The sequence below is a fragment of the Halobaculum litoreum genome (assembly GCF_030127125.1).
Classification (GTDB): domain Archaea; phylum Halobacteriota; class Halobacteria; order Halobacteriales; family Haloferacaceae; genus Halobaculum; species Halobaculum litoreum.
This window is the reverse complement of the sequence record NZ_CP126156.1, coordinates 1,504,575-1,517,730: the sequence shown is the minus strand read 5'-3', so window position 1 is coordinate 1,517,730 and position 13,156 is coordinate 1,504,575. Positions and strand designations below refer to the sequence as shown.

The window sequence follows — 13,156 nt, the reverse complement described above, 5'->3', positions numbered from 1 at the left end:
GGACGGCTATATAGTAGCGCGACCCGTGCCCGCCACACAGTCTCTCCGGCCGACAGTTTCGCCCCCGTGACCGAAACTATATCGGCCGGGCGACGCTCCCGTCGACCGTATGCGAGACCCCGAGGACGCGGACAGAGCCGGACTCATCGGACTGTCGGTCGACGAGGCGGCCGACGTCGTCGCGGAGCGCGCGGACGTCGACCGCGAGCGCGCCCGGGCGACGCTCTCGACGGTCGCGGCGGACGGGACGGTGTCGGAGGCCGGCGTGCAGTCGGCGCTGGCGCACCTCGCCAAGGTGGTGTCGACGCCCGCCACCCGCGCGGAGTTCGCCGGACTCGACGCCGAGGACGCCCGCGAGGCCGCCGCGGACGCCGCCGACCTCCCCGTCGTCGCCGCCCGACTCGACGACTTCGACGCGCGCCTCGCGACGGTCGAGTCGGCCGTCGAGGAGCTCGACGCGGACCTGCAGGCGCTCGTGGAGCGCGCGGGCGACCCGGACGGGCCGGCCGTCACCGACGACGTGTTCGCGCTCGCGCGCGAGGCCGACCGGATCGGGAGCCGGGCGAACGAGCTCCAGGCGGCCGCCGACGAACTCGGGATGGACGCCGAGGAGTTCGAGCGCTGGATCGCCTCGCCGAGCGCCCGGCACGACGAGTTCGACGCCGACCTGGCGGAGCTGACCGGTGCGGTCGACCGACTGGAGGCGGACGCCGAGTCGCTGACCGACGATCCGGACGCCGACGTGTGGTTCGACTGCACGCTCCGTCGCCGCGCCCTCGCGCTCCAGGTTGCGGACCTCCGGGCGGAGGCGGCGGAGCTGGAGACGGTGGCCGAGCGCCTCGGCGACGACCCCGACACGGTCGCCGACCGCCTCTCGGCGACGCGCGACGACCTCGACGACCTCGACGCCCGGCTGGCGTCCGTCGCGGCGGACCTCGCGGCCGCCGAACGCGACGCGTGGCGCGACCGCTACGGCGACCGACTGAGCGCGTTCGAGGCGACCGTCGACGACGCCGACCCCCCGGTCGACTGGGGCGCCGTCCTGACGGCGCTGGAGACGGCCCGTACCGGCGATTCGTAACAGGCTACCGACAGTTCTCGCGCCGCGGCCGAGGCGGGCCCCTCACCGACGAGCCGCCGGGAATCGGGCGACGTAACCGCCCACGTGACGCCAACGGGACGCGATCCGGCAACGATCCGGCAGGTACTGTTCGACCATCGACACGTTCATCACCCGCTATCGAGCAGTGCCACCCGGGAGCCACACGGGGATGTCAGAGGCACACGACGGCCGCCGCTCCCGCCGGGTCGACCCCGACGGACGGGTCCCGACCCGTTCCCGCTGACCCGCGGCCCGTTCTTCGCGCGCCTACAGCGAGTAGTCGTGGCCGCCGTCCTCGCTCGCGAGGAACGCCGCCAGCAGGTCGATCGCCGCGCGGACGTCGTCGCCGTGGGCCGTCTCGGTGACGGTGTGGAGGTACCGCGTCGGGATCGAGATCGCGCCGACCGGCTTGGCGCCGTTGGCCGTCTGGAACGCCGCGGTGTCGGTGCCGCCCGCGGGGAGCACCTCGAGCTGGTGGGCGATCCCCTCGGCCTCGGCCACGTCGCGCAGTCGCCGGGTCACCTTCGGGTTCGTGATGACGGAGCCGTCCTTCAGCTTGATCGCTGCGCCGTCGCCGAGGCGCGTGACCTGCTTGTCCGCCTCGACGCCGTCGACGTCGGAGGCGATGGTGACGTCGAGCGCGACGGCGAGGTCCGGGTCGACGTCGACGCCGAGCGCCTGCGCGCCGCGGAGGCCGACCTCCTCTTGCACCGTCGCACAGAAGTGGACGGTCGCCTCGGGGTCGGTCAGTTCGCGGGCCGCCTCCAGCATCGCGAACAGGCAGACGCGGTCGTCGAGCGCCTTCCCGGTGACCGTGTCGCCCATCTCGACGGTGGTCTGCTCCATCGTCACGAGGTCGCCGACGGCGACGAGTTCCTCGACCTCGTCGCCCTCGCGGCCGAGGTCGATGACGACGTCCTCGACGGCGTCGTCCTTCTCGCGGTCCTCCGCCGAGAGCGTGTGGGGCGGCACCGAGCCGATGACGCCCGTGAGGTCGCCCTGTTGGGTGTGCACGCGCACGCGCTGGGCGCGCAGCACGCGCGGGTCCCAGCCGCCGAGCGCGTCGACCTTCAGGAAGCCGTCGTCGGTGACGTGCTTCACCATGAACCCGATCTCGTCCATGTGGGCGGCGACGGCCACCTCGTAGTCGCCGCTCCCCTCGACCGTCCCGATCACGTTACCCATCGAGTCGGTGCGGACCTCGTCGACGGCCTCGTCGAACACCGCACGGACGTGGTCGCGGACGCGGTCCTCGTAGCCGGGGACGCCGCTCGTTTCGGTCAACTCGCGCAGCAGGTCGAAGTCGAAGTCGAACGCCATACCGGCGCTTGGGGTCGGTCCCGATTAATCGCCGGGGTTCCGGCCCGGAGCGCCGCCCGCGGAAACTCTCCCGGAGTTCTCCGTGGTTCCGGAACGCTTTTGCGCTCGGTGCCCCGCGTTTGGCGCGTATGTCCGACGACGTCGAAGCCGACCTCCGCGCGCAGTTCGAAGAGGCATTCTCGGGCGCCGATTTCCCGGTGTCCAGCCAGATGGACCTCGTGCCGGCGCTCCCCAAGGGCCCGGGCACGAAGTTCGAGGCGGGCGACGTCTCCTTCACGGCGATGGAGCTGGCCGCGAAGCTCGGCTCCAGTCAGGACTTCCCGTACGACGACGTCGACTCGCTGGTCGACGACGTCATGCAGGGCCTGAAGGACAACGGGATGCTCTGAGCGCGGGCCACCGCCGACGACACTGATCGGTTCCTCCCTCCGTTCTCGCACTCCGCCAGCGTCGGCCACGCCGTCAGTCGCCGCGCCGCTCGCGGCCGTGTGCCTCGCACAGCACCACGCCGGCGCCGCTGTCCAGGTAGAACGCGTCGCCGGCCCGGATCGGCGCGCCACACACCGCGCAGCCGTCGCCGTGGGCGACGGCGTACTTCCCCACGTCGGTGCCCGTGCGGAGCCGTCCGGCCTCGCGCGCGGGCCGGGCGATCCCCTCGCCGACGGCGGTCAGGTCGTCCGTGTCGGCCTCCTCGAAGCGGATGATCGGCACGACCGCCCGAACGGGTCGCGGCGACTTCAACGCCCGGCGAGGGGTTCAAGAGCGGCCGACGCCAATCGCGGGTGTGTTCGGTGAGTGGATCGCCGCGCTCCCCGGGTGGCTCGTCTGGGGGGTCGTGTTCGGACTCGTCGCCTCGGTGGGGGTCGCGGCCGTGTTCCTCGCGGCCAACCGCTGGTTCCCCGACCCGCCCGCACGGAGCGGGGGTCCCGATCAGGGGTCGCTCCGGCGGAAGGCCGAGATCCGCGACTACCTCCGCAGCATCGACGAACGGTTCGCCGAGGACGTCGACCTCGACGGCACCCGCGTCGCCTTCTACCTGCCCGAGCGGCGGGTCGCGCTCACCTTCGACGTCCACGCGTACTTCGCGATCCGCGACGACGAGGACGGCGACGTCCACGTGATCCTCTGTGAACACGAGATGCCGGGCCGCCACCTCGGCCGCCGCCTCCCGTTCGAGGTGCCGGAGGTCGGCGTCGGTCCCGGCGCGGGCGCGGCCACCGCCGCGACCGCGGCCCCCGGTGGCGCGAACGCGGTCGTCTCGGCGTTCGACACGCTGGGGCTCCCGTCGACGGCCGACGAGGACCGCGTCGAGCGCGCCTACCGCGAGAAGGTGAAGGAGACGCACCCCGACCAAGGGGGGAGCCGCGAGGCGTTCGCCGAGGTGCGCGAGGCGTACGCGACCGCGCTCGACCACGCCGAGGAGTCGTCCGGGCGGGGCCGCGGGCGCGCGTAGCGCCCAGTTCGATCCGGTTTACCGCGAGATACCGCCGTCGCCCTCGTCGATCACGCGTTCGACTTCTTCGGGCGTGACCACCGCCAAGTCGCCGGCGATGGTGCGCTTGAGCGACGCGGTCGCGGCGCCCCACTCCAGCCCGGCGTCGACGTCGCCACCGAGCGCGCGCCGCGCGAGGAAGCCGCCGACGAACGCGTCGCCGGTGCCGATGGCGTCGAGCGTGTCCGCCTCGTACACGGGCTGTTCGAACACCTCGCCGTCGTGGAGCGCGAGCGCGCCGTGGTCGCCGCGGGTGATCACGACCGTCCCGAAGCCGTGGTCGGTCGCGAGCCCGTGGGCCACCTCGACGACCTCGCCGTCGCGGCCGAGCACCGCCTCGGCGTCGCGGCGGGCGACGAACAGCGTGTCGACGTGCTCGAACAGGTCCGTCAGCGTGTCGCGGGCCTCGGCGTGGCTCCACAGCTTGCTCCGGTAGTTGAGGTCGAAACTCGTCGTCGCGCCGGCCGCGCTCGCGCGCTCCAGCAGCGCCGCGGTCGTCGCCCGGGCGGGCTCCGAGAGCGCGGGCGTGATGCCCGTCGTGTGGAACATCGTCGCGTCGTCGAGCACGCCGACGGGGAGCTCCGCCGGCGCGACGGTCGTCACCGCCGAGTCGGCGCGGTCGTAGATGACGTTCGTCCCGCGCGGCTCGCCGCCGTGTTCGAGGTAGTAGGTGCCGAGGCGGGCGTCGTCGTCCCACGCGACGCCCGGGCGGACGCCGTGGGCGCGCAGTTCCCGGACGACGCGGCGCCCCAGCGGCGAGTCGGGGAGCTTCGAGAGCCACACCGAGTCGAGCCCGAGGGCGGCGCCGGCGACGGCGACGTTGCTCTCGGCGCCGCCGATGCGGGCGTCGAGCGTCTCCGTGGTCTCCAGTCGGGTCCCCTCCGGCGGGGAGAGCCGCAGCATCGTCTCCCCGAACGTGACGAGGTCTGTCATGCGCGTGGCGACGGCGCCGCCCCACAAGAAGGGTCTGGAACGCGGGAGGACCCCAACCGCCCGACAGCCGGCGGGCTACTCGGCGCGCCGGCCGCCGTGGCCCGGGTAGTCGCGCTCGAAGCGGTCCTCGATCTCCTCGCTGCCGAACTCGACGAGCACGGGCCGGCCGTGCGGACAGGCGTAGGGGTTCTCGCAGTCGTCGAGCGCGTCGAGCAGGTCGGTCACGCTCCCCTCCGTGAGCGAGGTGTTGCCGGTCACCGAGGGGTAACACGCGAGGTCGGCCAGCAGGGCGTCGGCCACCTCCGCGACCGGGCGGTCGCCGGCGGTCACCTCGTCGGCGAACGCCGCGAGCACGTCCCGCAGGAGGTCCGGGTCGAGCGTCGCGTCGAACACCGCCGGCACCGCCGTCACGGCGACGGCGTGGCTCGCGGCCCCGTCGCCGCCGTCGTCGGCCCCGCCCGCCTCGACGCGCTCGGCGCGGAAGCCGACCTCGGCGAGCGCCTCCCGGAACGTCTCGAACAGCTCCGACTCCCGGGCGGTCAGCTCCAACTCGACGGGCGCGGCGAGCGTCTGGGTCGGCGCGCCGTCGCCGACGGCCCGCTGGAGCCGCTCGTAGTTGACCCGCTCGTCGGCGGCGTGCTGGTCGACGAGCACGAGCCCCGCGTCCGTCTCGCAGACGACGTACGTGTCGGCGTACTGGCCGAGCACGCGCATCGGCGGCAGGCGGTCGCGCTCGACGCGCTCGTCGGTGGTGCCGCCGCCCAGCGTCGCCTGCGACGGCGCGCCCCACGTGCGGTCGCGCCCGACGGCGTCTCGCGACTCGCGCCGCTCGTCGCCGGCCTCCGCCGTCGGCTCGGCGCCGTCGGCTGCGTCGTCGACCGCGTCGCCGTCGGCCGCCTCGTCGACCGTGTCCGTGTCCGCGTCCTCGCGCTGCCACGCGCGCGGCGACGGCGCGCGCCCCGCCGTCGCGTCCGTCCGTCCCCGCTCGGGGTGGTCGGTCGGCCGGTCGGCGTCGCCGCCGATGTCGACGCTCCAGGCGGCGTCCGCCGCGGCCGCGTCGGAGGAGTCGTCGCCGCGTGCTGTGTCCGGGGGATCCGCGGAGTCCGCGGGGTCGTCGTCGGCTCCGGAGTCCGTCCCGGGACGCCGGTCGCGCTCGGGGTCAGGCTCCGGGTCGGCCGCGGCGTCGTCGGGGGAGACGCCGTCCGGCGGCGCGTCCGCCGGGTCGTCCGGGCTCGCCGCGTCGGAGCCGCCCCACGCGTCGAGCACCGACGACGTCGTCTCCGCGCCGGGGCCGGTCGCCCCCGAGTCGCCGTCGTCGGCCGCCGTCGCCCGGCGGTCGGCGGCCGCGCGCTCGTGGTCGGTTCCGGCGCCGCCGACCACCTCGGGGTCGACGGCCGCCTCGTCCGGCGCCGAGCGGCCGCGGGGCGCCGACGAGCGGATCAGCCCCGCGTCGAGCAGGGCCGCGCGGACCGCCTCCCTGACCGTCCCCGTCACGTCGGCGTCGTCGTCGAAGCGGACCTCGGTCTTGCGGGGGTGGACGTTCACGTCGACGGCGGGCGCGGGCACCTCGACGAACAGCACGGCGAAGGGGTAGCGGTCGGTCGCCAGCTGACCGCCGTAGGCGTCGACGACGGCGCCCCGGAGGTCGCCGTCGCGCACCCAGCGGTCGTTCACGTACGTGGTGAGGTACTCCCGGCCCGCGCGGGTCGTCTCCGGGTGCGAGACGAGCCCGTGGACCCGAACCGCCCCCGACTCGGACTCGTGGTCGACGTCGACCATCGACTCGGCGACCTCGCGACCGTACACCGCGAGGACGGCCGACCGGCGGTTCCCGTCGCCGGGGGAGGCGAACACCTCGCGGCCGTCGTGCTCCAGCGAGACGGCGACGTCCGGGTTGGCGAGCGCGTACGCCGAGACGACGCCGTTGACGCGGTCGAACTCCGTCGCCGGCGTCTTGAGGAACTTCCGGCGCGCGGGCGTCCGGCCGAACAGGTCGCGCACCTCGACGGTCGTGCCGACCGGACAGCCGGCCGGGCGGACGTCGCTCTCGTCGCCGTGGTCGACGACCAACTCGGCGCCGGTGTCGGCGTCGGGCGTTCGCGAGCGGACGGTCACCTCGGCGACGGCGCCGACGGAGTGGAGCGCCTCGCCGCGGAAGCCGAGCGTGGCGACGCCGGCGTCGAGGTCGGCCATCCCGTCGAGCTTGCTCGTGGCGTGTTTCGCGACGGCCATCGGCAGTTCCTCGGGGGCGATCCCCGCGCCGTCGTCGCGGACGCGGATCCCGTCGATACCGCCGTGCTCGACGGCGACGGCGACGCGGGAGGCGCCGGCGTCGAGGGCGTTCTCGACGAGTTCCTTCACGACGGAGGCGGGGCGCTCGACCACCTCGCCCGCGGCGATCTCGCGGACGGTGCGGTCGTCGAGCGCGCGTATCTCGCCGGTCATCGCACGGACGGAGGCGGCGGCGGCGTATCAATCCCGTGTTCGGACGGACGGCCGCGGCGGCACGAGACCGATGTCGCCGAGAGACGATCCGCCGACGTGGACTCCAACAGCCTCCCGATGGCGCCCGACCTCGGCGCGTTCCCCCGGATCGTCGGGGCCGTGGTCCTCGCGATCTTCGTCGGCGCGGTCGCGTTCCTCGCGCTCGCGGTGGCGGCGGGCGTGCTCGCGGCGTGAGCTTCTCCGGCGGGCCCGTCGAGTTACCGGTCGTGAGAACCCGGACGTTTGAATTAAGTACGGATCGGGGCACGTGAGCCGTAGACAGATGAGTGGGAGCGGGACGGACGAGGGAGTGGGAGCCCGGAGCGCGGGGGCGCGCGTCGACGACGAGGAGCCGACCGCGTCCGTCGACCGAGGACCGTCGTCGAAGGCCGAGTTGGTGCTGACGCCGCCGGGGCCGGACCGACGGACGATGCTGAAACAGCAGGCGGTGACGGGGTACGTCGACCACCCCACGGTCGTCGAGTTCACCTACGACACCGACCCGGTCGCGCTCCACGAGCGCTGGCGCGCCGACGTCGGCTCGCCGCCGTGTCACATGGTCGTGGACGCGTCCGGCACGGGCGAAGTGCCCGGCCCGCGGGTCGCCGCCGACGGCGGATCGTTCGCCGTCGAGGGCGCACACCCGCAGGACCTCACGGGGCTGTGTATGAAGTGGCAGGACGCGCTGGCGGAGGCGCGCAACCACGGCGACCTGTTCGTCTCGTTCGACTCCGTGACGGCGCTGCTCCAGTACGTCGACCTGCGCGAGGCGTACCGCTTCCTGCACATCCTCGTCGCCGGCGTCCACCGCGCCGACGCGCGCGCGCAGTTCTACCTCGACCCGAAGGCCCACGACGAGCAGACCGTCTCGACCGTCCAGGGGCTGTTCGACGCGGTCCGCCGCATCGGCTGAGCGGCGCGCGACGCGGTCGCGTCGGCGGACGCACACTTTTGTCGCCGGTGCCCGTCGCGGGAGCATGGACGCGAGCCGACGCTTCGCCGACCTCGACACCTTCTGGGAGCGCCACGCCAACCCCAAGAGCGGCTGGTCGCGGTTCCTCTCGGTGCCGCTGCTGCTGCTGGCGGCGTACACCCGCGACCGGCGCGTGCTCGCGCTCGCGCTCGGGTGGACGCTCGTCAACCCCGTCGCCTTCCCGCGGGTCGAGCGCGGCCCGGAGGTCGACCCGGCGTGGATGACCCGCGTCGTCGACGCCGAACGGGCGTGGCTCCGCGGCGAGACGTCGCCGGGCGCGTGGCACCGGCTGAACACGGTGTCCGGGCCGGTGACGGCGTACGCGCTGTACGCGGCGTACCGGCGGCGCCCGGGCCGCGCCGTCGCCGCCGGCGCCGTCTCGATGGCGCTGAAGCTCGCGTTCGTGTGGGGGCTGGAGCGCCGGTGGTCGGCCGACCCGCCGAACGGGGAGTGAGTCGTCGGACTACGGTTCGGGGAGGTCGACGACCTCCCCGTCGGCGTACACGGTCGGGTCGCGGACGATCCCGTCGAGGTGGAGCGGCGCGTCGGTGTCGCCGCCGATGCCGGCGTCGTCGCCGATGGCGATGTGGACCGTGCCGGCCGCCTTCTCGTCGAGCAGCACCGAGCCGACGAGGTCGGTGACGCCGACGTTCGTGCCGATGCCCAACTCCGCGAGGTTGTACGCGTCGCGACCGACCGACTCGGCGGCGGTCTCGACCTGTTCGCGCACGTCGTCGTCGGAGATGTCGGTGACGAAGCCGTCGGTCACCTCGAACCGCAGCTCTCGCCCCTCGAGCAGCCCGTGGGGCATCATCGTCCCGTCGACGACGTACGTGCCGTTCGCGGTCTCGGGGCTGACGAACACCTCGCCGGCGGGGAGGTTCGAGAACGACCCCGGCTCGCTCACGGCGCCGGTGTCCGCGAGGAACTCGCGGTCGCCCGGCTCGAAGGTGATGTCGGTGCCCGCCGCGGTGGTGACGCGGATCTCCTCGGCGTCGCCGACCTGCGCGAGCACGTCGTCGCAGTGGCGCGCGATGGCGTCGTAGTCGGCGTCGAGGCCGGTGACGAACACCTCGCGGGTGATGCCCGGGAGGGTGGCGCCGCGGGCGCCGGCGTCGCAGGCGGCGCCGCGGGCGCGGGTGTGGCTCAGGCTCTTGGTCGTCGGCGCGAGGAAGGCGTCGGCCTCGCGCATCGCCGCCGCCACGGGCGCGGGCGGCTCCTCGCCGTGTTGAGTCGCGGGCGGGTACCGAACGATCGACGCGTCGGCGGTCACCGCGCGGGCGACGTCGTACAGCGCCTCGCCGATCGTCTCGCGCTCGTCGTCGGTGACGACCGCGAGCGACTCGTCGCCGCCGAGGGCGAGGCACTGGTGGATCGCCGTTTCCGCGGCCGCACGGAGGTCGTCGTCCATACCTTCGCTCGGCCCCGCCGCGGTTTGGGCCTGTCGGAGCGTCGCAGCGCCCCGGCCGCCCCGGCTCCCGTGGAGCTCCCGATTCCGCCGATCTCCCGCTTCTTACTCGCTCTGTAGTTGTTTTCCGATTAACGATAGCGTAACGATTAACCCCCGGTACGAACGACCATCCGGCAATGATCCACGTGGGGGTCAACGGCTACGGCACCATCGGCAAGCGGGTCGCCGACGCGGTGGCCGCCCAGCCCGACATGAGACTGATCGGCGTCGCGAAGACCCGACCGAACTTCGAGGCCGAGGCGGCGGTCCGCAAGGGGTACCCGCTGTACGCGGCGATCCCGGAGCGGGCCGACCAGTTCCGCGACGCCGGCATCGACCTCGCGGGCGAGGTCGAGGACATGGTGATGACCGCCGACGTGGTCGTCGACACGACGCCCTCGGGCGTCGGCGCCGCCAACCGCGACCTGTACGAGCGCTACGACACCCCCGCGATCCTGCAGGGCGGGGAGGACGCCGACGCCGCCGACGTGAGCTTCAACGCCCGCGCGAACTTCGACGGCACGGCCGCCGCGGACGTCGACGTCGCCCGCGTCGTCTCGTGTAACACCACCGGTCTCTCGCGACTGCTCGCGCCGCTCGTCGAGGAGTACGGCGTCGAGAAGGCCCGCGTCACGCTCGTCCGCCGCGGCGGCGACCCCGGGCAGACGTCCCGCGGCCCGATCAACGACATCCTCCCGGACCCCGTCACGGTGCCCTCCCACCACGGCCCCGACGTGAACACGATCATCCCCGACGTGGACATCGACACGCTCGGGGTGAAGGTGCCCGCGACGCTGATGCACCTCCACTCGGTGAACGTCACGCTGGAGGCGGAGCCGACGGCCGACGAGGTGCGGGACCTGCTCGACGCGGAGTCGCGGCTGTTCCTCGTGCCCGAGAAGACGGGCATCGACGGCACGGGGAAGCTCAAGGAGTTCGCGATGGACACCGGCCGGCCGCGCGGCGACCTCTGGGAGAACTGCATCTGGGAGGAGTCGATCTCGACGGAGGGCTCGGACCTGTACCTGTTCCAGTCGATCCACCAGGAGTCGGACGTGATCCCCGAGAACATCGACGCCATCCGGGCGCTGCTCGACCGGGAGGACCGCGAGACGAGCATGGCGACGACCGACGAGACGCTCGGGGTGGGTCTGGAGTCGCTGTTCGACGGCCAGCGCCAGCGCGTGGTGCCGAAGCGCAACGGCGACGACTGACGCGGCGGGGTCGAGGGCGCGGCGCGGCCGAGCCCGCGGGCCCTCACGAGTACGCCGCCGGAACAGCTCGCCGGTCGACCTACTCCAACTCGTGTGTGGCGACCTTGTCGGTCGCCGTGTCGACCACCAACGCGGTGGGGCCCTCCTCACGGCCGGGGATCGGCACGCCCCCGGGGTTGAGACGGACGGCGGCGTCGCGCACCTCGTGCACGCGCTCGTGGGTGTGCCCGCGGCAGACGTAGTCGTACTCGCCGCTCGCGAGGAGGGCGTCGACGATCGGCTCGCTGGTGCCGTGGTAGACGGCGAACTCGGTGTCGGCAAGCGTCAGCGCGGCGAACTCGCCGTGGTACGTGCCGAACTCGTCGACCGTGTCCGCGAGCGCCCGCTCGCCGTCGTTGTTGCCGCGGACGGCGTGGAACGCCCAGTCGCCGTCGAACGGCGTCACCGAGAAGGGCACGACGACGTCGCCGCAGTGGACCACCGCGTCGACGCCGACTTCGGTGAACGCGTCGACGGCCGCGTCGACGTACTGTGCGTTGTCGTGGGTGTCGGAGACGACGCCGACCAAGATGGCTCGGCGTTCGCCCGCGCGGCGCTTCGAACCCACCGCCCACACCCGGCCGACCCACCGGGCGTTTCAAGCGGGACGGTCGTGGCGTCGGACGTATGGTCCTCGTTCGACACCCCCTCTACGTCGCCGTCGGCGCGACAGTGTCGGTCTACGGCATCGCGTACGCGCTCACCGGCGGCGGCTTCGAAGCCGCGGCGGTCGCGACGCTGCCCGGCGCGTGGCTCGCCGCCCACGGGCTGCTCAACGGCATCGCGCTCGCGACCGACGACGGCCGCCGACGAGCCCACGGCGACGAGGGGCCGGGCGACGAGGGGCCGGGCGAGGACGGCTCGGACAGCGACGGCGACGACCCCGACGACCGGGGAGCAGCCGCCTCAGCGTCCGACGTCGTCGCTCGCACTCCGTACTAGCAGCTCGACCGCGGGCAGCGGTTCGCCGGTGAGCGCGCGGATGTACGCGCCGCCGGCGATGGAGACGTGCGAGAAGTCGGCCTCGTCCATCCCGTACATCCCGATGGCGCGGGAGGTGTCGCCGCCGCCGACGACCGAGAAACAGTCCGTGTCGGCGATGGCCTCCAGCACGCCGACGGTGCCGACGCTGAAGCGCTCGTCCTCGAAGACGCCGAGCGCGCCCTTCACGAACACGGCCTCTGAGTCGCGGATCACGGGCTCGTAGTCGGCGACCGTGTCGGAGCCGACGTCGAGGAACGACTGGGTCTTCTCGACGACGTCGTCGACGGCGACCTCGGCGCGCTCGCCGTCGGCGTCCTCGTACGCCAGATCCGACGCGAGGGTCACCTGGTCGCGCCGCTGTTCCAACATCGACCGGATCGTCTCCTCGTTGGCGGCCCACTGCTCGTCGAACAGGTCGGTGTCGACGTCCTCGCCGACGGGGTACCCCGCCGCGCGGAGGAACAGTTCGCCGGCGACGCCGCCGAGGAGGAAGCGGTCGACCTTCTCGTCGAGCGCCTCCATCACGCCGATCACGTCGGTCGCCTTCGTCCCGCCGACGACCATCGTCACGTCGCCGTCGAACTCGCGCTCGGCGATGGCGGTGTTCGCCTCGTACTCCGTCTCCATCACGCGACCCGCGTAGCTCGGGAGCGTCAGGGGGAAGCCGACGAGCGAGGCGTGCTTGCGGTGGGCCGCCGAGTAGGCGTCGTTGACGTAGGCGTCGAACTCCGGGGCGAGCGTCCCGACGAAGTCGCTCGCGGCGTGGGCCTCCGGCTCCTTCTCGGGCAACTCGTCGTCGGTCATCCGGGTGTTCTCCAGCAGGAGCACGTCGCCCGCCTCGAGGCCGCGGATCGCCGCGAGGGCCTCGTCGCCGAAGGTGTCGGCGACGAAGTCGACGTCGACGCCGGCGTGTTCGGCGAGGATGTCGGCGTGTTGCTCCAGCGAGACGAACGTGTCCCGCCCGGGACGGCCTTGGTGGGCCATGAGGGCGACGCGGTGGCCGGCCGCGGCCAGCTCGGCGACGGTCCGGGCGTGGCGGGAGAAGCGGCGGTTGTCCTGCACGACGCCGTCCTCGACCGGGGAGTTGAGATCGAGGCGGACGAGGACGCGCTGCTCGGCGGGCAGGTCGTCGAGGGTGCGGAAGCTGCTCATCACGTCGTGGGTC

At 73.4% G+C, this 13,156-nt stretch carries 15 protein-coding genes; 8 read left to right on the top strand and 7 right to left on the bottom strand.

Going from position 1 to position 13,156, the window contains the following annotated elements; all coding sequences use genetic code 11:
• Positions 1–109 precede the first annotated feature (109 nt).
• Entirely contained in the window at positions 110–1,081 is a 972-nt protein-coding gene (locus P0R35_RS08235) for a hypothetical protein (RefSeq protein ID WP_284012032.1), read from the top strand.
• A gap of 288 nt (positions 1,082–1,369) precedes the next feature.
• On the opposite strand, the gene P0R35_RS08230 is transcribed toward P0R35_RS08235, so the two are convergent.
• Positions 1,370–2,422, bottom strand: a complete 1,053-nt coding sequence (locus P0R35_RS08230) for a M42 family metallopeptidase (RefSeq protein ID WP_284012031.1) — start codon at positions 2,420–2,422, stop codon at positions 1,370–1,372.
• Positions 2,423–2,550: 128 nt separating this feature from the next.
• Here P0R35_RS08230 and P0R35_RS08225 point away from each other — a divergent pair, with 128 nt between their 5' ends.
• On the top strand, positions 2,551–2,811 hold the full coding sequence (locus P0R35_RS08225; protein ID WP_284012030.1) for an MTH865 family protein: 261 nt from the start codon (positions 2,551–2,553) through the stop codon (positions 2,809–2,811).
• A 73-nt stretch (positions 2,812–2,884) separates the two neighbouring features.
• Here P0R35_RS08225 and P0R35_RS08220 read toward each other — a convergent pair whose 3' ends face one another.
• Entirely contained in the window at positions 2,885–3,133 is a 249-nt protein-coding gene (locus P0R35_RS08220; RefSeq protein ID WP_284012029.1) for a DUF8075 family protein, read from the bottom strand.
• Between the two features lie 73 nt (positions 3,134–3,206).
• Between P0R35_RS08220 and P0R35_RS08215 the strand changes: the two genes are divergently transcribed.
• A complete protein-coding gene (locus P0R35_RS08215; protein WP_284012028.1) occupies positions 3,207–3,875 on the top strand; it encodes a J domain-containing protein in 669 nt (222 codons plus the stop codon).
• Positions 3,876–3,893: 18 nt separating this feature from the next.
• Here P0R35_RS08215 and kdgK1 read toward each other — a convergent pair whose 3' ends face one another.
• Complete coding sequence (gene kdgK1 / locus P0R35_RS08210; protein WP_284012027.1) at positions 3,894–4,847, bottom strand: bifunctional 2-dehydro-3-deoxygluconokinase/2-dehydro-3-deoxygalactonokinase; 954 nt, start codon at positions 4,845–4,847, stop codon at positions 3,894–3,896.
• 75 nt (positions 4,848–4,922) lie between these two features.
• Positions 4,923–7,292, bottom strand: coding sequence for a DNA mismatch repair endonuclease MutL (mutL, locus tag P0R35_RS08205; protein WP_284012026.1), 2,370 nt, complete (start codon positions 7,290–7,292; stop codon positions 4,923–4,925).
• A 96-nt stretch (positions 7,293–7,388) separates the two neighbouring features.
• On the opposite strand from mutL, the gene P0R35_RS08200 reads away from it, so the two are divergent.
• The 3 genes from P0R35_RS08200 to P0R35_RS08190 all read left to right on the top strand — a co-directional run bounded on the left by P0R35_RS08200 (position 7,389) and on the right by P0R35_RS08190 (position 8,758).
• Complete coding sequence (locus P0R35_RS08200) at positions 7,389–7,526, top strand: hypothetical protein (protein ID WP_284012025.1); 138 nt, start codon at positions 7,389–7,391, stop codon at positions 7,524–7,526.
• Positions 7,527–7,614: 88 nt separating this feature from the next.
• The gene (locus P0R35_RS08195) at positions 7,615–8,244 is read left to right on the top strand and encodes a DUF7504 family protein (protein WP_284012024.1); all 630 of its coding nucleotides are present in this window, start codon (positions 7,615–7,617) and stop codon (positions 8,242–8,244) included.
• Positions 8,245–8,308: 64 nt separating this feature from the next.
• On the top strand, positions 8,309–8,758 hold the full coding sequence (locus tag P0R35_RS08190) for a DUF6653 family protein (RefSeq protein ID WP_284012023.1): 450 nt from the start codon (positions 8,309–8,311) through the stop codon (positions 8,756–8,758).
• 9 nt (positions 8,759–8,767) lie between these two features.
• On the opposite strand, the gene P0R35_RS08185 is transcribed toward P0R35_RS08190, so the two are convergent.
• Positions 8,768–9,715, bottom strand: a complete 948-nt coding sequence (locus P0R35_RS08185) for an aminopeptidase (protein WP_284012022.1) — start codon at positions 9,713–9,715, stop codon at positions 8,768–8,770.
• Positions 9,716–9,891: 176 nt separating this feature from the next.
• On the opposite strand from P0R35_RS08185, the gene P0R35_RS08180 reads away from it, so the two are divergent.
• Positions 9,892–10,968: a type II glyceraldehyde-3-phosphate dehydrogenase gene (locus P0R35_RS08180; RefSeq protein WP_284012021.1), complete on the top strand. Its 1,077-nt coding sequence runs from the start codon at positions 9,892–9,894 to the stop codon at positions 10,966–10,968.
• 79 nt (positions 10,969–11,047) lie between these two features.
• On the opposite strand, the gene P0R35_RS08175 is transcribed toward P0R35_RS08180, so the two are convergent.
• On the bottom strand, positions 11,048–11,539 hold the full coding sequence (locus P0R35_RS08175) for a metallophosphoesterase (protein ID WP_284014588.1): 492 nt from the start codon (positions 11,537–11,539) through the stop codon (positions 11,048–11,050).
• A 95-nt stretch (positions 11,540–11,634) separates the two neighbouring features.
• Between P0R35_RS08175 and P0R35_RS08170 the strand changes: the two genes are divergently transcribed.
• On the top strand, positions 11,635–11,949 hold the full coding sequence (locus P0R35_RS08170; RefSeq protein WP_284012020.1) for a hypothetical protein: 315 nt from the start codon (positions 11,635–11,637) through the stop codon (positions 11,947–11,949).
• Here P0R35_RS08170 and P0R35_RS08165 read toward each other — a convergent pair.
• On the bottom strand, positions 11,914–13,143 hold the full coding sequence (locus tag P0R35_RS08165; RefSeq protein ID WP_284012019.1) for a phosphoglycerate kinase: 1,230 nt from the start codon (positions 13,141–13,143) through the stop codon (positions 11,914–11,916). The genes P0R35_RS08170 and P0R35_RS08165 overlap by 36 nt on opposite strands.
• Between the last annotated feature and the right edge of the window lie 13 nt (positions 13,144–13,156).